The 20,648-nt window shown below is 62.8% G+C and carries 16 protein-coding genes; 5 read left to right on the forward strand and 11 right to left on the reverse strand.

Annotated features, from left to right (window positions below; genetic code table 11):
* Window positions 1-131 precede the first annotated feature (131 nt).
* Window positions 132-935, forward strand: a complete 804-nt coding sequence (locus tag ACYOEI_RS23770; RefSeq protein ID WP_462852117.1) for a methyltransferase domain-containing protein — start codon at window positions 132-134, stop codon at window positions 933-935.
* A 53-nt stretch (window positions 936-988) separates the two neighbouring features.
* Complete coding sequence (locus tag ACYOEI_RS23775; RefSeq protein WP_462852118.1) at window positions 989-1,951, forward strand: 1-phosphofructokinase family hexose kinase; 963 nt, start codon at window positions 989-991, stop codon at window positions 1,949-1,951.
* 27 nt (window positions 1,952-1,978) lie between these two features.
* Here ACYOEI_RS23775 and ACYOEI_RS23780 read toward each other — a convergent pair whose 3' ends face one another.
* The 3 genes from ACYOEI_RS23780 to trpE all read right to left on the reverse strand — a co-directional run bounded on the left by ACYOEI_RS23780 (window position 1,979) and on the right by trpE (window position 5,948).
* Window positions 1,979-3,772, reverse strand: a complete 1,794-nt coding sequence (locus ACYOEI_RS23780) for an RNA polymerase sigma factor (RefSeq protein ID WP_462852119.1) — start codon at window positions 3,770-3,772, stop codon at window positions 1,979-1,981.
* A 129-nt stretch (window positions 3,773-3,901) separates the two neighbouring features.
* On the reverse strand, window positions 3,902-4,372 hold the full coding sequence (locus ACYOEI_RS23785) for a YybH family protein (protein ID WP_462852120.1): 471 nt from the start codon (window positions 4,370-4,372) through the stop codon (window positions 3,902-3,904).
* Between the two features lie 76 nt (window positions 4,373-4,448).
* Complete coding sequence (trpE, locus tag ACYOEI_RS23790; protein ID WP_462852121.1) at window positions 4,449-5,948, reverse strand: anthranilate synthase component I; 1,500 nt, start codon at window positions 5,946-5,948, stop codon at window positions 4,449-4,451.
* Window positions 5,949-6,390: 442 nt separating this feature from the next.
* Between trpE and ACYOEI_RS23795 the strand changes: the two genes are divergently transcribed.
* From ACYOEI_RS23795 to ACYOEI_RS23805, 3 genes are read left to right on the forward strand one after another with little or no spacing between them, the layout of a single operon-like run.
* Window positions 6,391-6,900, forward strand: coding sequence for a UvrB/UvrC motif-containing protein (locus tag ACYOEI_RS23795; RefSeq protein WP_462852122.1), 510 nt, complete (start codon window positions 6,391-6,393; stop codon window positions 6,898-6,900).
* Between the two features lie 29 nt (window positions 6,901-6,929).
* Window positions 6,930-7,415: a UvrB/UvrC motif-containing protein gene (locus ACYOEI_RS23800; RefSeq protein ID WP_462852123.1), complete on the forward strand. Its 486-nt coding sequence runs from the start codon at window positions 6,930-6,932 to the stop codon at window positions 7,413-7,415.
* Window positions 7,412-8,476, forward strand: coding sequence for a protein arginine kinase (locus ACYOEI_RS23805; RefSeq protein ID WP_462852124.1), 1,065 nt, complete (start codon window positions 7,412-7,414; stop codon window positions 8,474-8,476). The genes ACYOEI_RS23800 and ACYOEI_RS23805 overlap by 4 nt, the downstream gene beginning before the upstream one ends.
* 31 nt (window positions 8,477-8,507) lie before the next feature.
* On the opposite strand, the gene ACYOEI_RS23810 is transcribed toward ACYOEI_RS23805, so the two are convergent.
* The 8 genes from ACYOEI_RS23810 to ACYOEI_RS23845 all read right to left on the reverse strand — a co-directional run bounded on the left by ACYOEI_RS23810 (window position 8,508) and on the right by ACYOEI_RS23845 (window position 19,414).
* Entirely contained in the window at window positions 8,508-8,813 is a 306-nt protein-coding gene (locus ACYOEI_RS23810) for a hypothetical protein (RefSeq protein WP_462852125.1), read from the reverse strand.
* 801 nt (window positions 8,814-9,614) lie between these two features.
* On the reverse strand, window positions 9,615-10,460 hold the full coding sequence (locus tag ACYOEI_RS23815; RefSeq protein WP_462852126.1) for a TolB-like translocation protein: 846 nt from the start codon (window positions 10,458-10,460) through the stop codon (window positions 9,615-9,617).
* Window positions 10,461-10,846: 386 nt separating this feature from the next.
* Window positions 10,847-11,191 carry a hypothetical protein gene (locus ACYOEI_RS23820; RefSeq protein ID WP_462852127.1) on the reverse strand — a complete coding sequence of 115 codons (345 nt, stop codon included), beginning with the start codon at window positions 11,189-11,191 and terminating at the stop codon, window positions 10,847-10,849.
* A gap of 194 nt (window positions 11,192-11,385) precedes the next feature.
* A complete protein-coding gene (locus ACYOEI_RS23825) occupies window positions 11,386-14,373 on the reverse strand; it encodes a sigma-70 family RNA polymerase sigma factor (protein ID WP_462852128.1) in 2,988 nt (995 codons plus the stop codon).
* Between the two features lie 392 nt (window positions 14,374-14,765).
* Window positions 14,766-15,437: a DUF6891 domain-containing protein gene (locus ACYOEI_RS23830; protein ID WP_462852129.1), complete on the reverse strand. Its 672-nt coding sequence runs from the start codon at window positions 15,435-15,437 to the stop codon at window positions 14,766-14,768.
* A 307-nt stretch (window positions 15,438-15,744) separates the two neighbouring features.
* Window positions 15,745-17,292, reverse strand: coding sequence for a sigma-70 family RNA polymerase sigma factor (locus ACYOEI_RS23835; RefSeq protein ID WP_462852130.1), 1,548 nt, complete (start codon window positions 17,290-17,292; stop codon window positions 15,745-15,747).
* A gap of 164 nt (window positions 17,293-17,456) precedes the next feature.
* Window positions 17,457-18,416 carry a hypothetical protein gene (locus tag ACYOEI_RS23840; protein ID WP_462852131.1) on the reverse strand — a complete coding sequence of 320 codons (960 nt, stop codon included), beginning with the start codon at window positions 18,414-18,416 and terminating at the stop codon, window positions 17,457-17,459.
* Window positions 18,413-19,414, reverse strand: a complete 1,002-nt coding sequence (locus ACYOEI_RS23845; protein WP_462852132.1) for a hypothetical protein — start codon at window positions 19,412-19,414, stop codon at window positions 18,413-18,415. The genes ACYOEI_RS23840 and ACYOEI_RS23845 overlap by 4 nt, the downstream gene beginning before the upstream one ends.
* Window positions 19,415-20,648 lie beyond the last annotated feature (1,234 nt).

The raw sequence follows: 20,648 nt of genomic DNA on the forward strand, positions 1-20,648 counted from the left end.
ACCATGTACCTTTCCGCATGAAGGGCAGGTTTAGGAGTCGGGTTTGACCAATCCGCCGAGGTCGGCTAGCATCCGGCCGCCGGGCCCGAATGGAGGCCCATCCCCGATCCCGCTCGAGGCAGGGCCGACTCATGCAGCCGGATTACGCTCGACAGTATCGGACGCTCTGGGAACGCCACTGGTGGTGGCGCTCTCGCGAGGCCTTCCTCCTCGGCCAGGTCGACCGCGTGCACCGCGCGGCCCCTTGCCGACGGATCCTCGACGTCGGCTGCGGCGACGGCCTTTTCTTCGAAAGCCTCGAGCGGTTCGGCCATGTCGAAGGGCTCGAGCCCGACGCCTCGCTCGTCGACGACCCACGCTGGCGGTCGCGGATTCGAGTCGGAACACTCGGGTCTGGGCTCGAAGGGGAGGGCGGCTACGACTTGCTGCTCCTCCTCGACGTCCTCGAGCACATCGAGGACGACACGTCCGCCGTGGGCGCCGCCTGCTCGGCGCTCCGCGAAGGGGGGACCTTGCTCATGACCGTCCCGGCCCTCCCCTGGCTCTGGAGCCGGCACGACGAGGCCAACCTGCACTACCGGCGTTACCGTCGCGAAGGGCTCCGGGACTTGCTCGAGGCGGCCGGCTTCGAGGTCGAGTCGGTCCGATACTTCTTCTTCTGGACGGTCCTCCCCCTCGTGCTCCGGCGCTGGCTATCTCCCGCGGGCCCTGGGACCTCGGATTATGACGTCCACGTACCGAGCCGGGCGATCAACGGGCTCCTCGACGGGTTGAGCCGACTCGATCATGCGATCGGGCGGAGAATTCCCTGGCCATTGGGCTCGTCGCTCGTCGCGGTCGCCCGTCGCCATTCACCGAACCTTCACGGTCGACGCGAGTTGGACTCGGTTTTCGGCGGTGGGCGGTTGCCGTCCGGCGTTTGTGCCGGAGAATAGTAACGCTCGTCGTTCGCCTCGACTCGTTGCGACTTCCTATCCTCGACCCTTGGATGCTCGACCTCTCCATGATCCTCTGCGTGACGCTCAATCCGTGCCTGGACAAGACGCTGACGGTCCCCTCCTGGAATCCCGGCGACTCCGTGCGCGGGCATCTCGTCCGCGAGGTGGTGGGGGGAAAGGGAAACAACGTGGCCAGGGCCCTCACCAGGCTCGGGCGGCCTGCGCGGCCGGTCACGTTCCTCGGGGGTGCGGTCGGAGGGCATTGCGGGGCGCTCCTCCGTCGCGATGACGGTCTGGATCCCCTCGTGACCCCGACCGCAGCCGAGACTCGGGTGATTCTCACCGCCAGGACGGAAGGGACCGCGCTCCAGACCGCGTTCTTCGACCCCGACCCGGCGATCACCCCGGAGGAGTCGGACGCCCTCTTCCATCGGGTTGAAGGGGCCCTGTCTGAAGGGGGCATCGAGGCGCTTACGCTCTCCGGCTCGAGCCCCTCGCCAGCAACTCATGGTCTCTACAGCGACCTCATCGCGCTAGGTAAGTCGCGGAAGGTCCCCGTGTTCCTCGACACCTACGGCCCGGCGCTCGACGCCATCTGGGGCTTCTGGCCCGACGCGATCCAGCTCAATCGTCGAGAGGCCGCGACCTTCCTCCGGACCGATCGTGCCACCGACGCCGAGGTGCTTGGGTTGCTTGAAGACTGGGCGGGCCACGGTGTCCGTTGTGCGGTGGTCACCGACGGGCCCGGCCCGATCCTCGCCCGCTACCGAAGCCAGGTCTTCCGCGCCGTCCCTCCCGAGATCGACGCAGTGAACCCGATCGGCTCCGGTGACTGTCTCCTGGCAGGCCAGGTCGATGCCTGGCTGGCGGGCCGCGACCCTGAGTCGATGCTCCGACACGCGATCGGCTGTGCCCTCGCCAATGCCAAGGTCTGGGACGCCGGGGCGGTCGGCCCTGACCAGGTTCTCGAGCTCTCCCAGCAGGTAGTCATCGAGCCGGCCCCGTCGGCTTGATGACGGGGGCCGGTCCGGAGCCCTTTCTCATTTCTTCGAGAGGGCGGCCTTCCGGCGCTTCTCCTTCCAATCCATGATCTCATCGAGCTTCTTGAATTTCTGGACGAGCTCCTCCATCTCCTCGACGCTGAGCTCACCCTTCTCGGCCTGCTCGACCGTGTCGAGGAGCCCAGTGGGTGGGCCTAGCGACGGGTGTGTGACGGTCAACAGGCCGTCCCGAACGTAAAAGACGAGGTCGAGTTGCTTGAGCGCGAGGCCGAGTGTGGTCTTGAGCGGAAGGCCCTCGAGGTCGATGGTGACCGGCGAGGCGATCGTCTTCTCCGCGACCTGGAGTCCAACAGGGTCGATATAGATAGGAATGCCCGGCCTCGGCGGCTTCGCAGTCGCCGCTCGGACATACTTTAAAATGTCTTCCAGGGGCGTCTCGTTGGGGAAATTCATCGCGATAGGCTCTTCGAGGTCGTTGAGGACCTCGATATTCTTGGGATCGCGCGCCCTGGATCTGGGCATGTCGATAAATCCCAATTGGAAGCCGCCCAGTAGGCTATCGGCGTCGGCGAGATAATACTGCGCGATCAGGAGATCTTGCTCGGGGACTTGCTTATTATTGAACTTCTTTGTGACTTCCTCGAGGATCGACTTCGCCCTCTGCCGATGCTGCTGGAGTTGTGCTTTCCGCGTAGGTTCATAGGGAACGAGGGTTTCGATACTCTTCTTTGACCAGTCGAGGAGTGTCGCGAGGTCATTTCGCTCACCCCCCCGGTACATGGCGAGCTCGCGTTCGAGGATCCGAGAGGCGAGCTCGCGCTTTCGGCGATCGATCGATTCCGGTGTCTCGGCCTTCTGGAGATCCGGAGGGGGTGGGGCGTCGGCCGTCCTGAACTTCTTTTTGAGGAGGGGGCCGTCCGGATCTTTTCCGGTCGGGGCAGGGGCGTCGCCGGCCGCCTTCGGAGCCGACTGTTGCGCGACGACGACGACGCTTGAGGCGGTCAAAAGGCATGCCCCGACGGTCATCGAGAGGATCTTCAGCTTGGCCATGCTCATGCTCGTCAACATCCCTTCGAGTAGGAGTGCCGCCGATGCCGAAATCGTCCCGGTGGCGATCGGGCCCGCCGAGAGTTGCATCGAGGCCTTGACCGTGGTGTTAAGCAAGTCCAGAGGGACCGAAGCCGTCGCGTCGCTCGAGAGCGAGGCTGTGAGCCAACCCGCCGAGGGTGCGAGTCCTCGACGGACCAGACGTCCTTTGAGGAGCTCGCGGGCCCTGGCGAGGCGTCCTTTGACGGTCCCGAGCGGCCAGCGGAGTTGTTCGGCGGCCGCCTCGTGCGTCAGGCCTTCGCCGTAGCAGAGCACGATCGGTGCGCGATACTTCGCCGGGAGCCGGGTCAGCTCCTCGTCGATCACCCGTCGGATCTCGCGATCCGGCTCCTCGCGATCGGGCGACATGGCCACGGCCTCGGGGTTCTCGGCCTCGCGGATCCGCCGCTTGATCGCGACGGACCTGGCCCGCAGGGCGACCCGATAGGCCACCCCATAGAGCCAGTGACCGACCGGGTCGCGCTCGCCGAGCGTGCCCGCCTTCTTGACCAGGACCAGGAAGGTCGCCTGGAAGGCGTCCTCGACGTCGTTCGGGTCGTCGAGGAGCCGCCGGCAAACCCCCAGGACCATCGGTCCGTGCCGAGCCACCAACGCCTCGAAGGCCGCCTCGTCGCGCCTGGAGACGTAGCGCGCAAGAAGCTGCCACTCCGACAGGCCCGAGACGGTTCCCTCGGAAAAGAGGCGGTGGATCTGACGCAGGAATACCCCGTGTCGCGCACTCGCCATCGGTCGGTCCCCTCCGGACTTGCTCTCCACCACACCTCAACAATGTCGAGACGAGGCCCCATAGATACGGATTTCTTGCGAAACCTGGGTCGAAGGCCCTGGAGCATGTCTTCGGCGGCGTCGGCGGGCTCAGACCGAGGTGTGGTCGTGGACGATCCGCCAGCCTTCGGGAAGCTTTCGAAGGATCAGAGTGAAGAGACCACCCGGCTTTGTTCCGTCCGGCATCGTGAGCTGCCAATGGCCGCGCGCGAGTGCGGCGTCGGGGCCGAGCATCACGACGTCGACTTCGGAGAACGCCAGTTGCCCCATCGCCTTTCCTTCGCCCTGGTACTTGGAGCGGTAGCGGTTGCGAAGGGTCTCGAAGCCGTCGAACCGGTTCGCGCCCGACTGAAAAACGGCCTCGGGCGAGTGCCAGTAACCTTCGAGGAACGCGTCGAGATCCTTCTGGTTCCAGTCCTTGGCCTGCTGGTCGAGGAGCCGACGGATCGCGCTCGCCTGCTCATCCTCGGCTCGGCTGAAGCTCAGGCCGAGGCCGAGGAGGAAAGCCGAGACGACCGTGGCGGCGACCAGGGCAGGGGAGCGTCGGACTCGCGACATCATCGTGGATCCTTGGCGGGAGCCGACCGGGACGTCCGTCGTCGCATGGAGTTGCCCCGGCTCTCCCGGCCGATCAGAGTCAGAGCTGGGTCTCGGCGATCTCGATGGCCTTGAGCAGGACTTTCGCCTTGTTGACGGTTTCCTCGTACTCGTCCGACGGCACGCTGTCGTAGACGACGCCCCCGCCGGCCTGGACGTACGCGGACTTCCCCTGGATGACGAGGGTCCGCAACGCGATGCAGGTGTCCATGTTCCCGGTGAAGTCGATATAGCCGACCGCGCCCGCGTAGGGCCCGCGCTTCTGGGGCTCGACCTCGTCGATGATCTGCATCGCCCGGACCTTCGGGGCTCCCGAGACGGTCCCCGCGGGGAGGCCGGCGCGGAGGGCGTCGAAGGCCGACTTGCCTTCGCTCAACCGGCCCGTCACGTTCGAGGTGATGTGCATGACGTGCGAGTACCGCTCGACCTTCATCACGTCGCTGAGCTGCACCGTGTCGAAGTCGGCGACTCGGCCGACGTCGTTCCGGCCAAGGTCGACGAGCATGATGTGCTCGGCCCGCTCCTTGGGGTCGGCCAGCAACTCCTCGGCAAGCGCATGGTCTTCCTGCTCGTCCTTGCCTCGCCTCCGAGTCCCGGCGAGGGGGCGGATCGTGACGGTGCCGTCCTCGACCCGGACGAGGATCTCCGGCGAGCAGCCGATCAGGCAGAAGTCGTCGAACGGGAGGTAGAAGAGGAACGGGCTCGGGTTGACGACCCGTAGTACGCGATAGATGTCGAACGGGTCCGCCTTGGTCTCGACCCGGAACCGCTGGCTCGGGACCACCTGGAAGATGTCGCCGGCCTTGATGTACTCCTGACAGTGGCGGACGACCGCCTCGTACTGTTCGCGCGTGAAGTTCGACTCCGGGATCGCCTGGAGCGGGCCTTCCGTATTGATGTCGCCGAGCGAGAGCTCCCGGCCGGGACGCCGCAGCCGCTCGACGAGCTCGTCGATCCGTGCCGAGGCCTGGTCGTACGCGGTGCGGAGGTCCGCCCCGTCACCCACGTGAGCGTGTGCCACGACCAGGACCGTCTTGCGGATGTGGTCGAAGATCACCATCCGGTCGTAGAAGGCGAAGGAGAGGTCGGGGAGGTTCCGGTCGTCCGGGGGGGCGTTGGGGAGCCGCTCGGTGTACCGCACGGCGTCGTACCCGGCATAACCGACCGCCCCGCCCGAGAACCTCGGGAGGCCCGGGAGCGGGTTGGCCCGGTATTTGTCGAGGAGGGTGCGGAGTTCCTGGAACGGGTCCTGCGACGTGAACCGCCGAGGCGAGTCGGGGCTCGAGGCCTCGGTGACCGTCACCTCGGTCCCTCGCGCCTCGAACCGGAGGAAGGGCTCGGTCCCGAGGAAGCTGAATCGGCCGACCTTCTCGCCGCCGATCACGCTCTCGAAGAGGAACGACGGGGAGGATTTTTCGATCCTACGGAACGCGGAGACGGGGGTCAGGCCGTCCCCGGTCAACTGCCGGTAGACCGGGACGCAGGGGGCCTGGGTGGCCAGGCGGGCGAAGTCCTCGAAAGACGGGCGGTGCGCAGGCATGGGACGAGGTGTCTCACCCGATGATTGGGAAGCGTTGAAGATCGGAGGGCACGACGAACCCTCGGCCGTTCGCGCACGTCGTCGACGGGTCGAACCCGGCCGGCGCGGACGCCTCTCGAGGTCATGAGACCGAGGCGGTCGCGGTCGCGAACCTCGCCGATTTTATCAGGCGACCCCCTCGCCCGGCAAGCTGCCCGTCGGACCCGTCGGATACGCGCACCGACGCCCAAAATCCTTTCGATACTAAGGCTTATCATCGCAGGACGCGAACGTTGGGGGCGTCGAGGCGGGAGCGGCGTTTGCTTGACAGCCCGCAGGGCCGAATTACAATAGTATTCATGAAGGGTCCGTGGACGCGAGGTCAGGTTGCGTGCCCAACGCGCCGGCGGTCGTCGGACTTCGGTCGCAAACGTTCGGGCGGTCGAGCCGGCGGAGATGTCGCATGAAATGTCAAAAATGTGCCAAGCCGGCCACGTTCCACATCACCGACATCGAGCGTGGCAAGCCGCGGGAGTACCACTTCTGCGATGAGCACGCTCGCCAGCACCTGACGCCCGCCGAAGAGGCGCCCGATCCGGCCCCGATGAGCGAGCTCGCCAAGAAGCTGATCGTGAGCGGGACCGGGTCGGCCAAAGATCCCTCGCCGTCGGACCGGCAGACGTGCCCGCAGTGCCAGATCACGTTCCTCGAGTTCCGCAACTCGGGAAGGTTGGGCTGCCCGTACGACTACGAGGTCTTCCGCGACGAGTTGATGCCACTCCTCGAGAACATCCACGAGGAGACGAGGCATTCGGGGAAGGTCCCCAAGCGTGCCCCACGCAACAGCCAGCAGCAAACCACCCTGATCCAATTGCGGAACGACTTGAAGCGAGCGGTGGCGGCCGAAGACTACGAGACTGCGGCCCGGGTGCGTGACAAAATCAAGTCGATCGAGAACGAGCAGGGACGTTGACAACGTCCGGCCGAATGGGTGGTCGACTTATGACGTGTCAGCACTGCCAGGATGAAGCGACGGTCCACCTGACCGAGACGATCGGGGGGGAGCGTCGCGAGCTCCACTTGTGCGTGGCCTGCGCCAGGGAAGCCGGAGTGGTCCTCCCCGAGTCGCCGCCAACCCTGGCGCTCGACGCCGTGATCCAAAGTCTGATCGTGACCAATGTCGGCGAACTCGTGGGCGAGCTCGCCGACCTGACCTGTCCCGACTGCGGCCTGAAATTCATGGAGTTTCGCGCCCGAGGACGACTCGGGTGCCCCCACGACTACCGCGTCTTCGCCTCGGGCCTGCTCCCTCTCCTCCTTCGCACGCATGGCGCGACACGCCACGTCGGCAAGGTCTCGAGGCGGCGACCGGCCGAAAGCGCCAGGCTTCGACTCCGTGCCCAATTGCGCGACGCGATCGCCCGCGAAGATTACGAGCTGGCCGCCCGGATCCGCGACCAACTCCGCCTCAAGGACGCCGACGCATGACCCTGGACGACCTGACGAGAAATTCCGGCGAGTGGCTCCGAGGCACCGGACCCGAAAGCGACATCGTCATGTGCTCGCGGATCCGCCTCGCGCGGAACCTCGCCGACTTCCCGTTCACCAACCGCGCGAGCCGGGGCGATAAGGCCGAGATCGAGTCCCACTTCAAGGCGTGCCTCAACACGGCGAACATCGAGCTCGCCTACTTCGACGTCAACAACATGACGTCGCTCGACCGCCAGTTCCTGGTCGAACGCCAGTTGATCTCCCGAGAGCTCGCGTCCAGCGAAGGCCCCCGAGGCGTCGCGATCGGGCCGCAAGAAAACATCTCGGTCATGATCAACGAGGAGGACCACCTCCGGATCCAGGTGATGCTCTCCGGCCTCTCGCTCCACGAAGTCTGGGACCGGATCAATCGCCTCGACGACCAGCTCGAAGAGCACCTCACCTACGCCTTCAGCGCCCAGCTCGGCTACCTGACCGCCTGCCCGACCAACGTCGGCACCGGGATCCGCGTCGGCGTGATGCTCCACCTCCCGGCCCTCGTCCAGACGAAGCAGATCGACAAGGTCTTCCGCGCCCTCCAGAAGATCAACCTCGCCGTCCGAGGCCTCTACGGCGAGGGGACCCAGGCGTTCGGCGACTTCTACCAGATCTCGAATCAGCAGACCCTCGGCAAGAGCGAGCTCGAGCTGATCCGGATCCTCACCGACGTCGTACCCCAGGTCATCCAGTACGAGCGCACCGCCCGCCAGGTCCTGATGAACGAGCGCCGGCAGCATCTGCACGACCAGGTCAGCCGGGCCTACGGCGTCCTCAAGACGGCCCACACCATCTCGAGCGAGGAGACGATGCTCCTACTCTCGAGCGTCCGGATGGGGATCAACCTCGGCCTGATCGACGACCTCGAGATCGCCACCGTCAACGAGCTCTTCATCCAGACCCAGCCGGCCTATCTCCAGAAGATCCAGGGCAACGAGCTCGGCGTCGAAGAACGCAACGTCGCCCGCGCCTCGTACCTTCGCAGCCGACTCGGCAACGGCCGGCATCTGGAGGCCGAGTGAGCGTCCGCAAAGTTGTCGTGATATCAGGCCTCTAGTTGGGATCAGGCCAGGGGCCGTCGTCCTCGAAATGGCATATCCCGTTGCCGATGCGTGGCGGGTCGAAGGCGATTCCGGCTCGCGTGAACTCTGCCAACAGATTCTCCACGGCCGAGCGTAGCACCAACTCCTCGTCGGCCACGACCCGCCACTGGCAACTCCGTGGGCGTTGGGAATTGCCGTCGAACAGGAAAGAGATCGCGACGCCGTCCGGCAGATCGTGTCGCGTCAGGTCGTGCCCCGTCCGGCCGACGTAGGCGACAAGCTCGGCCAGTGATGTCGTACCGCGTCGTATAAGCATGGGTGGTGATTCCTGCCGCTTGTCTGATCTCGACGACCCGCTTCCAATGGCCCTCGACGACGAAATGTTCCGGGCCAACACGTCGAGCCGGTGAGCCCATCTCCAAAGCGTCCGCAAATTTTTGCAGGTCTAATGGCTGTGTGAAAGCGTACTCAGAAACCTGCTTCTTTCTTAAAAAACAGGTTTCTGACGCCCGCGAGGTAGACGTCTCCTCCCGGATGTCGTCGTGGATTTTTCACAGAAACCCGTTGGTTCATATCGCGAAATCGATGCTGGCTCCCTGTAGAGTGGGCACTGCCCACCAGCATTCCGGGGGTCCTATCAGACGTCACAGCTTACGAGTTTCGGGCAGAGCGAGTTGATGATTTTCCTGTCCTCGATCGTCACCGGGAAAGTCTGGTGGGCGATGCCCACCCTACGGGATGACTTCGGCTCCGATCTCGCCTCATGAACCAACCTGAATTTAAAGAAAAGGACAAGTTTCGGGACAGGCTCTCAGCGACGGCGTTGAGACGCGTCAGAAAGGGTCGAATCGTACGGCGCCCATCCCTCACATTGAAGGACGATCCGATGAGTTGATCTTCGCTCCCTGTCGCAAGAGCCCATTGCCAGCCGATCTCAGGCTCCGATTGAACGAGTTCGGTGTTGTTCACGAAGCCGAGGAGCACAACGGCGCGTTTGGAGCAGATTGGGGCGTCGATGGACGATTCTATACCGAGGCTCTCCCCTTCTTCCAAAAGCACCTATTGGCCCCCAAGGATCGCCCCTCGCATCGCTGAGAACTTCGACATCCCCGAGGCGTTACGGCGCTTTTGCAGGGCGTAACGACTTCGGCCTCCAACCGAGGGGATCGTCGAACAACGTATAATCGGCGATCTCGTGCGACTGTCCCTTCTCGATGTCGACTTCCCACAGACTCTCCTTCGGGTGACCGGTCGGACCGTCCGGCCACGATTCCGAAAAGAAGATCACACGCTTCCCGTCAGGGGAGAAAACAGGGTGGAAGCAACCTCCACTTGGAAACTCTTGACCCTCCTTCCCGGGCTTGGGGACCATTCTCATACCCGTGCCGTCGGCTTGGGCGATGAAGATCCGGGAGTCGGGAGCGTATTGACCGCGCGAGAAGACGATCGAATGGCCATCCGCCGACAGGCGGGCTTCTCTCCGGTCGGGGAAACCGAGTGATGTTGGCGAACCCGACCCATCCGCAATCATCGTCGAAGGCCCATTTTCATTCGCGAACAAAATAGTGCGGCCATCCGGGTGAAAATGAGGCCCGAACGCCATTGGGCCATCCGTCGTAAGCTGGCGCAAGTCCGTCCCCTCGGACTTCATCACGCAGAGGACCCCTCCCGCACTCCAGTTTGCCGCTAAACCACCCCATTCGTAGGTCTTGTCACGAGTAAAGACGATCGCCGAACCATCGGGCGAGAACGCGGGTGATGAGTCGTTTGCGTCATCCGCCGTTAGCTGTTTCACGGTCTTCCCGTCGAGCGAGCGTAAGAAGATATGGTCCGCCCGATCGCCGAGCTTGCCGGCAGCATAAACAACCGACTTTCCGTCCGCGGAGAATTCAGGGTCGACTTCGTACTCCGGTGTCGAGGCGAGCTTGGTGACGAGCAGATCCTTGAGGTCGAGCATGTACAAGTCACGCCCTCCCTCACCGCTAGCGTTGAACACCAACGTATCGCCCGATGAAGAAAGACTAAAGGTGATATCGCCATGCCCGCTTGGCCGGTTGTGTCCACTTGTGCAACCATGAGGCATCAAGGCTGCCCCGAGCAAGAACCCTATGCCGGACAACCTCGGCGACCGGAGGCCGGTCTTCGATCTTGACCGATGGTCCATCGCTCTCTCCTACTGCCAATGTGTCCAGATGGTTCTGAATAATCGATCCTCGACTCGTCGGAAACCTCGACATCACCAAGCCGTCAAGCGTTCTTAGCGGGTTCGCCTCTATCCAATGCGCTCGTCAACGACTATGTCCACGGTAACCCTTACGCAATCGATCCTCCTCGCATCTTGAAACGGGATCAAGATGGAAGCCGATTGATCACGGCACCAATCGTTACGATGACGCCCACCATCCACAAAAGCCATGCCACGCCATGCAGGATCCTTCCAGCGTCCGGCGGCCAGGTCGTCGCAAGGCTGATCGATACCAGCGCCAGTCCGGGCACGAACAAGCTCGCCTCGACGACCGCGAACAAGACCATCTCAAGACGAGCGGCGAATTCGTGGCACCACATCACGTACGCGATGTCGACGCCGAATCCGCAAGCAATCAGCGACACTCCGATGACCCAAGGGCGGAGACCTCGAAAACGGCAGGTGGCCAGGATCGAGACAAGCAGAAGGGAGGCGAACAGGAGTCGCATGTCTCATCCTATATACTCGAATGCCGAATCACAGGCAACCTGCCTCGAGATAGGCTCAGGCCCGAAGGGAATATTAGATAATTTCGTTAGACTTTAAGTGAAATAATATATTATTGTGTTTGGTCGTCCTGAAGAGGTAAGCCTCCTCGACCCCCGAGCGGGGAGCGTCATTGCGGTAGAACGCCTCGGCATTGCTATCGGCGTGGCAATGGCCCGAGGTGGGCTCTCCCGACTCGGATTCGGAGCGTGCCGAGGTCGATCGGGGCGGCTTTCTCGGCACGGACAAGTCCAACTCTCGAACGGGTCCCTCCCAGATCTGCAACGATTTCGAAGTCCTGCCCGATGACCAGACCCGTCACGGTAAACCGACCCTCGGAGTCGGTTATGACCTTCATGTTGAACTGGTATGGCTGTCCTCTTTTATCACCTTTGCCGAAAGCAGGCTCGGGGCTCATCACGAGCTTTTGCTTTCCCACCGGCTTGCCCTGTTCATCGAGCAGGAGGCCTGATGCCGAAGCTGTCGGGCCGATCGGGATGATGACCTCCGGAGCCTCGGTAACGATTTGGAAGACACCTCCGAGTCGATGATCGGGACTCCGCACATAGAATGTTGCCCGATCGAGGTATCGTTCGCATCGAAACCTTCCTTGATCGTCGGTCTTGATGAGAATCGGTAACGACCTGTCATCGGCCGATACGTATGCGACCTTAGCCCCGGCCACTCCCTTACCCGCCCCACCCGCCTCGAGGACTCGGCCCGAGAGGGGCCCCTTGACAGGCCGAGGCATGGCGAAGTCGCGGACGATATCGATGCCATCCTTGACGTTGAGGGTCTCGGCCTCGAACCGGCTCGGCCCGACCAGGCTGTAAAAACCGGGGGCGACGCGGGTCGAGTAATGCCCCCCCGAATCGGTCGTCATATGAATAGATCGCCGGCCTTGGTGCCGCAGTGAATCGTCCGGGTCGAGGAGTTCCGGCGGTGTGTGGCGGCCGTCCTGAATCAACTCGATCTCCTCGCCGGCCACGGACGTCCTCTGCGGACCATCGGTTACGGTCCCACGCACGGTCACGCCCCGCGGCAGCGTGAAGTTGATGTCGTCGACGGGATGCCCCGTGCGGACGACGACGTCGAGCCGAGTTGGGGCCGTCCACTCCTCATCCTCCACGTAGACGACGTACAACTCCTCGGGGGGAACCTCCATCGCATAGGTTCCGTCGTCCCCGGTCAGGGCTCTGCCAAACCCGGTGTCGATTCCCTGGCCCGAGCCAGACGCTTGAATACGAACTCCGGCCGCCGTGGAGCCGTCCGGGTGGAAGACTCGGCCTCGGATCGCCCCTGTACGACTCATTTTCGCGATCACCGGCCCTTGCTGATCGATCTTGAGGGACGCCCGACGGCGGGCATAGCCCTCGGTCAGCGGGCAAAAAGTCAGGCCCGAGTCTGTCTTTGGAACCCAGTCGAACGTGGCGAGCCCATCGGGGCCGGTCGTTGCGAGGAAGGTCGATGATACGGGCAGATCGGCCTGGCTCTTCCGTCCTACCTTATGGATCGAAGATGGTTTGAACGAGATCCCCGCGATCGGATGGCCCAAGTTGTCGACCGCTTTGACCTGCACGGCTCGCGCGAGTTCGAGCGTCAAGTGTATGGATTCGGGGATTTTGGCAGTTGGGGCGCCTTCGGAGATTTGTCCGTTCCTGGCGACCTTTCCGAGCTCGGCGTAGTCGAATCCCACGCCCGGCTTCACCGCCATGATCTGACCTACCAGAGCATCAGCGGGGAGCCGGAGCCTGGCCGAACCGTCCGATCCCGTGGTCGCCTTGGCGACGATCGGAAACCCGTATGACTCGACAGCCACGATCTCCGCCTCTGGGGTGGGCACGTGCCTCGCGTCGACGACCTGGGCCGTGATCGCTTGGGCGGGTTTGAGGACGACTTGCGCGGGCATCTTGGTCTGGGCCTCGGTCAGTTCGTGGTTGTACGTGAACCAACCAAGCCGCATCTCGTCCGTCGATCGGGCGAGGATCGTCGCACCGTCGGCGCTTCCGCTTCCGAGGGTTCGGCTCCGAGGATATGGGACCGCGAACGAGCCGTCTGCCCCTGATGTTCCACGCGACTCGTAGAGGCTGAAGGGGTCGACGAGAATCTCGGCTCCCGCCACTGGCCGGCCCGCTTCATCGACAACCGTGCCATTGACGAGGACGGGGGACACTTTCCCTGGCGCTGCTTCCTTCGGGGCCGCAGCTTCTATCGCGTTCGGGTCGCTCTCGGGACGCGATGCCCATGCGACGGTCAGTCCAGAGGCGATGAGGACCATCGCGGCCGCAAGCGAAAGTTTGCTCGTCCCGATCCGGAACGTGGTCAGGATTCTGTCCGCGAGCGAGGCGACGGTCGCCGGGACCACCACGGCGGCCACGCCACAGGATTTGTACGCGAAGGCGAGCTTGGTCGTCATATCGGCCAGCCCGGCGGGAATGGCCGCGACCGATGGATGTGGGAGCAGCCCCGCAGTCGCCCCGACGGCGAGCGCCACGCCTCGGCGCGACAAACGGTCGCGGAGCAGGGCCCGTCCGCGGGCCAGCCGACTCGACAGTGTCCCCTCGGGCAGCCCCAACTGACGCGCGGCGTCGACTCGGGAGAGGCCCTCCAACTCGCAAAGGACCAGGGGGAGGCGGAGCCGCTCGGGGAGCCGGCTCATCTCCTCGTCGAGCAGGGCGAGCCACTCGACGCGATCCATCGCATCCTCCGGCCTGGAGGAGTTCCGCGCAATGCCAATCGCGATCCCCTCCCGAGCTTTCCGGCGAGCGGCCCGACGGCGTGCTTCCTTTGCCGTCCGCACGGCCACACCGTAGAGCCAGGCCTTCAGTCCGTCGTTGCGACCGATCGACCCGGCCCGCCTCGCCAGGACCAGGAAGACGGCCTGAAACGCATCCTCGGCCCCATCCTCACCGAGCATCCTGCGGCAGACTCCCAGCACCATCGGTCCGTGTCGCTCCACCAGGGCCGAGAATGCTGTCTCGGCCCTCTCACCACGCTTGAGAAATCTCGCAAGGAGCTGCGCGTCGCCCACGCCTCCAACGGTTCCGAACACATGAAGCGTTCGGATTTCGCGGAGGGTTTCCTGTCTCGATTCTCTGCTCATCGACCTTCCCCCGATGACCTCGCGCGACTCGCGCATCCCCATCTATTGGTCGCGGAGACGCGAGCGCGTCCAAACAATTGGGGAAAAGCTCCTTCTCGATGAGGCGAATCCTCGGTCCGGTTCGCGCAACTGGGCGGGGTTGGAAACGGATGGCAGAGGGAATTGGTCAAGATCCCTTGTTCCCTGACGCCTGGGGCTGGGGGCATACGCTCATGTGAGGACGCAGCGAAGACTCCAAACGATTTCTGGATGCTTGGCTTAATTCGGCAATCCTGGGATCACCGGTTGTAAATTTCGTCGATTCGTGGGGCGCTACGTCGGCGAGATCGGCGCGGGGCCCGAGGCCGCCTTCGCGTCCGTAGGGAATTCGCCCGGACCATCGACCAGCTCTACTCATCAAAACTGGCCACATAGGCCACCTGCCGGCACGGACCCTATTGGAGCATCGTGCGACGTTGCCAGTTGAGGGAGACACGGATCTTTTGCGACAGCTTCCCGTCCCAATCGAGCTTGATATTATTGACCTTAAGACATTCACAAACCTCGCGACCAATGGCAAGGGCGTTCGACTGATAGACCTCCTGAGCAACTTCCGAGTCGTCAGGTGAGATCCAACCATAGCCGAGATAAACCGACAACTTAGTGTTTTCAGCGAGGTATTCGGGCAGATTTTGATCAATGAAGAAGGAATAGCCACGGACGCGATTGGCGAAGCCTGGATCGCGGTCGTCGATGACATCGATCCGATCCGAAATCTCGGAGTGTGTGCATGTGTCGCAACAGGGAGAGGCTTGCCACAGGAGAATCCCTCGATCGCGAAGATCGCTCTCGACACGATCGAGGCGGTCACAATCCGTCTCTTCGGGCCATGTCGCGGCTTCCGATTCGAGTTGGGCTGCGATCCTCGAGAGTTCATCGGCGGCGTATTGGAGTAAACTTTCCCTTTCGGGCTCGGGAGACTCCTCTTGAATATAAACCTCGTCACAATTCTGTAGGATCTGCTCTCGGTCGAGCTTTGCCAGTCGAAGGTCTCCAAGGATGGCGTTTCGAAGCGTCTCGCGGAGCTCGTTTCGTGACTCGTCGTTCCACACCGGTTCGTCGGCCATCGTACCATTCCCCGGAATCGGTCAAGCGCAAATTAGCAATGTGATCATGACATGAGTCGTAATAGCACGGCTGTCCAGGAGTTGTAAAGACCAGACGAGGATGGGCGAGCCCCTATCCGGACGCTGACGGGGCGGCGGAGGGGTGACCAAGTTGTCGGACCGTCCGAGTTCAACGTACTGCATCGCGGTGCGGCAGGTCGTCGGGACGAGATACTGCAGGTGTACAGAGGTGCGGTACGAGGGACGAACGAGGACTTCTCCCCGAAAAGAGAGCTGGGTTCTCCTCGCCGGAGTTACTCCGTCAAAACTATTCCTGTGGTTCGACAGAGAGGAAGAGAGGCCGGCGATTCTTCCATTCGCCAGTTCCTTCCGAGCTGACGAACTCATAACCGGACCAGTTCTTCTTGACCCCGGAACGGTCCTCGCGGAGGAATCGTAGCATCGCGCCATGGGATTGGCCCTGGGCCTGGAGACGGACGAGGTGGGTCACGTCGACCAACTTCCAGCCTTCCCCGGGCGTGAACTTCGTGTTGGTTTTCGTCTCCAGATCGTATTCGGGCATCGTCGTCCACGACGCACGCTCAGGCCAATTACCCAGCACGGAACACGCGAGGATCGGTCCAGGGGATGCGCCCAAGGTCGTCTTCCTCGAGTAAAGGGCGACGTAGAACCTTGCCTTGGAGCGGAGCGTTTTCAAGGGGACCTCGGGCCAATTCAGGAGGGTCCGAACTCCACCGTCGTTGTTGGCGACCCCGATGTTGTCCACATTTCCATGCGACCAGTCCGCCATGTAGCAGAGAATCATGCAATCTTTTGAAATGGGCTCGCTCCGGACGATGTGTCCGTCGATCAGGCTCGACAGGTCGGGATCGATCCGGCTAAGCGGAACCTCCTCGGAATCGACTCGCGCGATATCGTTTGGGGACCCCCTCGGCGTGGGAACCTTCGGTTTACCCTCCGTCGGCCTTGGATCTGGGCCGACTTTCTCCGCGATGGTCTGCTGGGCGTATGTCGAGCCGAGCACGAGGACGCTGGCGGCAAGGCACGCTCCGACGATTGTGATGAGTCTGTTTATGTAAAGCATTCTTATAACTCCCTTGGCGAGCATCAGAGAAGCAGGACAAGTTGAGGGGCCGTCGCCGGAGAGAAGACCTGAGACAAGCCGACAGGTTGATTCGACGAGAGCGGTCGGCAACACGGTCGGTACGGCCCCGGAAATCCTGGATGAGAGGGCGACATCGTGCGGTTTCAAACGTGCCCGGAGACGTTCTCTCGCTCGGGCGAGCCTACCTCGGACTGTGTCCTCGGTCAGAGAAAGGAGCCTTGCCACTTCTTCATAGGTCCGCCCTTCGAAGTAGCAGAGCTCGACCGGAGTTCGGTACTTCTCGGGGAGGTGGGCGACGGCTTCGTAAATGGCCTGGATGCGTCCGTCGTGATCTCTGTCGCGTGCGGAAGACCCTTCGTTGGTCTCTTCGGTCCCGGCCTGTTCGCGGCGGTGCCGGCGATTCCTGTTGACCTTGGCCCGCACGGCCACGCGACGAGCGACGCCTGCCAGCCAGTGGCCCAGCGACTCTCGTCGTCGGATCGACCCCTGATTGCGGACGAGGATCAGGAAAGTAGCCTGGAAGGCATCCTCGGTGTCGTGCGAGTTTCTCAAGACGCGCCGACAGATGCCAAGGACCATCGGTCCGTGCCTGTCGACCAAGGCCTGAAACGCGCCCTCGTCAACGGCGTCGGCCTCGCGCCGTCCTACGGAGCGGTCCAGCAATTCGCCGTCCGACAGGCCACCGACGGCCCCGGCGACGAAAAGTGTTCGGACCGACCTTAAAACGACCTGGTCTTGACCGCGTGCCATGACTCGACCTCTCCGCTTCGTGAACCCTCATCATGGAGAGTGCAGCCGAACCGGATTACCGCACGGAAACTTCGCGGATTCGTCGGAGGGATTCTCAGAGATCGAAAGGCGGAGGGGCCGCACCCCATTCGGGAGACGGACCAAGATGGGAGATGGGGATGGCTCTAACGCTTCCCCGATCCGGGGAAGTTGAGGTCGATGATCTTGCGCCCGAACACTTTGATCTCGATCAGGCTCGGCCGCTTGAGGTCCTGCGTCGGAAGGGAGTTTTCTTCCGACGGCCTGTCTTCGGCGATGGCCGCGTCGAGAATGTCTTTGCTCGGGTCGGTTGGACGGTTCACGCCGGCTCGGTGGAGAGAACGCTTGTCCCCGGATTTTTCCAGAATGACATTGCCGAACTTGGACGTCGGAGCCAAGGCGTCCTTCTCACTCATGACATTCAAGCAGAGAGAGATCGGCGGCTTCGCCAGGCAGACGGCGGACCAGAGGACCTCCTGCATGCTCAAAGGCCAGACGTTGACCCGGTCGTTGTCATCCGGTTCCAAACCCGTGTCGGGGTCCAACGCGAACGGCGGGGCCCAGGAAATGACCGGGAGGTCGGTCGGGAACCACGTCCGGCTTTGACTGGGGACGGCGGGGAGTGTACGGCTCTCCGCCGGGGTCTCTTCCCCCCATCGCCCGCTGACGAATTCCTCGTAGACCGGGCCGAAGACCGTCCGGAGGTCACGCTTCAAGACGCCCAATTCCGGGATACCCGGATGATGCGGCCGCTCGGGGAACTCCGCTTCATCGTACCGGGCGACCGCGCCTAGGGTGACGTAGACCTCTCGGTCCTCGAAGTCGAAGGTCTTGCTCTTGTCTTCCGAGAGCATCGAGGCGGGCAGGGTCACCCCGACCCCGCAATAGCTCGGATTCTTGAAGAGGAAGAACCGGGCGACGCGGAACGCGCAGGCATACGAGCCCTGGAGGCGCGAACCCCTCAGGAAACCCTCGGCCCACGCCCGGTCGTCCGGGCCGAACGAGGCGGGGACCGCGAGGTAAGTGTAGTCGGCCCGGAAGGTTTTCCCGAAGACCAGGGGTTCCCAGGCGAGTGGACGGGGCGAGGATGTCGACTCGGGCATCATCTCGGGGCCTGCCACCGCCCGCCGGCGAGGGTCACGCGCTCATGCCCCTGGAAGATGGAGGCCCGGGAGAAGTAGTCCTCGAGGGTCACCATCCGTTTCTTCAACGCTTCGAGAATCTCCCGTTCCATCTCGAGTTTATCGCGCAGCTCGCGGGTCGTCTTCGTGCCGAGGTAATACCAGTAGGCTTTGACCCCTTTGGTGCGTTTCTGGAGCAGGGAGTCGTTGAGCTTGAGCAACTCCGTCTTCTCGGCGCATTTGGCCTGCACGATCTTATAAGCCGTGAAGGCGAAGGGTGCCGGGAGATAGTCGAAGTAACGGTTGTCCGGCTTGATCGAGGCGGGGCTGATCATGATCTGCCGGTTCTGCTCGAACCAGGGATGGAACCTGGAGCGGACGAGCTCCTCGAGCGCCGGGTCGATGGGCGGGAGCGGGGCCGGGCCGACGTTGGGGGCATGAGGTCGAGCCGCGCTGGTGTCCGGTTCGTTGCTCACCGACTGGAAGAGGTCGGCCTTCGAGACGAGGATCACGAGCGGGACCGGCGGAAGGTCCCTCGACAACGTCCCGAGCCGGCCGATCTTGTTCCGGTCCTTCGCCTTTCGGGACTCGAGGGTCCCGCTCTCGACGCAGAAGAAGAGACAGTCGGCTTCGACCAACTGCGTCCTCAACGTCTCATCTTCCTCAGGGGTCGCGTCCTCCCACAACGCCGCGCCTCGATAGTCAATCCATGAAATGTTAATCAATGGCTTCTGGCTGGCTCGCAGCTCGAGCAGGTAGGTCATGGGGAAGTCGGTGCCGGGCGGGCTCCACTCCTCGTCCTCGATCTTCTCCCAGAGCGACCGGAAAATCGCGTCGTCGCGCGCATTCTGCGTGTAGAGGGTGAACGGCAGCCTCATGGCGAAGTCGCTGAAGGCGTTGTACATGCCGTACATGAAGCAGGTCTTCCCACTCCCTGTGTGCCCCAGCATGCCCACTTTGGCTTCGGCGATAATCGTTGACAAGGGCGAGTCCTCGACGCGGAAATTGGAGGATTCTGAGTTGGAAACGTAGAGTAGTGGCTTTGAGCGTGAAGTCGACACCGATGAGGATTGAGGGGTATTGGAAAGAACGCGACGGACCGAAGGCCAGAATCGTTTTATCTCTCCCATTCGTCCTGCCATCCCTCGAACGACCTAAGTTCTTGGCCTTCCCGACGGGATTGTCCGCTGTTCGGGGGTGTTGGGCGATTTATGCCGACAACGTGCCCGAGCAGGTCACGCATCCCCGACGAGGCCGCAATGTCGTACCACCGGGGTCGCCGGCGCATTCTACGGCCTCCAAGCCGCGTTGGGCGATCAACTCGATTGATGAGGTCGGCGCGGCCTGAACCATGATCGCGATAGCTTAACGTTCCGCGGGAGCGATGCGGAGAGGAATTTTCGTGGTTCAGCTTCCCGGACGACCGACTCGTCGTGCACCGGTCTCGGAACGAAGCTTGTCCCTTTCGCCTGCATTTCCCTAGAATCCTCGGGGCGTTGGTCATCCCTCAGCGGAAGCCCGTCCACGAAGTAACGTTCGCTCATTTCTCGCAACAATCGACGTTCGGTCGTTGAAGGCGTTGATTCGGTTTCCTTGTCGAGTTCAACTACCGGTATGTTGCTCACCTAACCCGGCGTGGTTTCTTCGGCGACCCGATCCCATTCTCGACTTTTACGGTTGTCGATCCGTTCGAAGGCTCTCCGGACGGCAAGCGCACCTACCTGGGGCCTCACGCGGGTGGGCGCTACTGATTTGTCGATGGGTGGCGAACTCGGCATCGAGCGGGATCGATCGGGGCGATCGCCGGACCCAACGCTCAAACCGCATTCACGAGCCACTCCGCGGATGTTCGCCGGGTCGAGCCATCGCGTGGAGATGCTAACGAATAAAAAAATATATTTATTGAAAGGAATCGAGTATCGCATTCTGCCGTCAAGGCGCCGCCAGACCATAGAACGTCCCCCTGCAACGATGCACTCGGCGGAGCAGATCAAGCTGGAGCGGCAAACGGTTGGGTGGCACACGGCACGGCGTGCCTGTGACCCGAGAGCGGAGGCGGAAACGGGGACTGGCTCCGCAGCAAAGCGCAAGTGCCTGCTCAGAAAATCCCGGAGTCGCGATCGGCTTGTCATGCGCGCACGCCGAACGCCGTCGCTCTTGGGAAGCTCTTCGAGCGACTCGGGGCCGTCTCACGAATCCTCCGGTTCGTTAGGCGGC

Source organism: Singulisphaera rosea, assembly GCF_054877945.1.

Coding starts and splice junctions, on each gene's coding strand:
- ACYOEI_RS23770 (WP_462852117.1), top strand. CDS start 132: ATGCAGCCGGATTACGCTCGACAGTATCGGACGCTCTGGGAACGCCAC.
- ACYOEI_RS23775 (WP_462852118.1), top strand. CDS start 989: ATGCTCGACCTCTCCATGATCCTCTGCGTGACGCTCAATCCGTGCCTG.
- ACYOEI_RS23780 (WP_462852119.1), bottom strand. CDS start 3,772: ATGGCGAGTGCGCGACACGGGGTATTCCTGCGTCAGATCCACCGCCTC.
- ACYOEI_RS23785 (WP_462852120.1), bottom strand. CDS start 4,372: ATGATGTCGCGAGTCCGACGCTCCCCTGCCCTGGTCGCCGCCACGGTC.
- trpE (WP_462852121.1), bottom strand. CDS start 5,948: ATGCCTGCGCACCGCCCGTCTTTCGAGGACTTCGCCCGCCTGGCCACC.
- ACYOEI_RS23795 (WP_462852122.1), top strand. CDS start 6,391: ATGAAATGTCAAAAATGTGCCAAGCCGGCCACGTTCCACATCACCGAC.
- ACYOEI_RS23800 (WP_462852123.1), top strand. CDS start 6,930: ATGACGTGTCAGCACTGCCAGGATGAAGCGACGGTCCACCTGACCGAG.
- ACYOEI_RS23805 (WP_462852124.1), top strand. CDS start 7,412: ATGACCCTGGACGACCTGACGAGAAATTCCGGCGAGTGGCTCCGAGGC.
- ACYOEI_RS23810 (WP_462852125.1), bottom strand. CDS start 8,813: ATGCTTATACGACGCGGTACGACATCACTGGCCGAGCTTGTCGCCTAC.
- ACYOEI_RS23820 (WP_462852127.1), bottom strand. CDS start 11,191: ATGCGACTCCTGTTCGCCTCCCTTCTGCTTGTCTCGATCCTGGCCACC.
- ACYOEI_RS23825 (WP_462852128.1), bottom strand. CDS start 14,373: ATGGGGATGCGCGAGTCGCGCGAGGTCATCGGGGGAAGGTCGATGAGC.
- ACYOEI_RS23830 (WP_462852129.1), bottom strand. CDS start 15,437: ATGGCCGACGAACCGGTGTGGAACGACGAGTCACGAAACGAGCTCCGC.
- ACYOEI_RS23835 (WP_462852130.1), bottom strand. CDS start 17,292: ATGGCACGCGGTCAAGACCAGGTCGTTTTAAGGTCGGTCCGAACACTT.
- ACYOEI_RS23840 (WP_462852131.1), bottom strand. CDS start 18,416: ATGATGCCCGAGTCGACATCCTCGCCCCGTCCACTCGCCTGGGAACCC.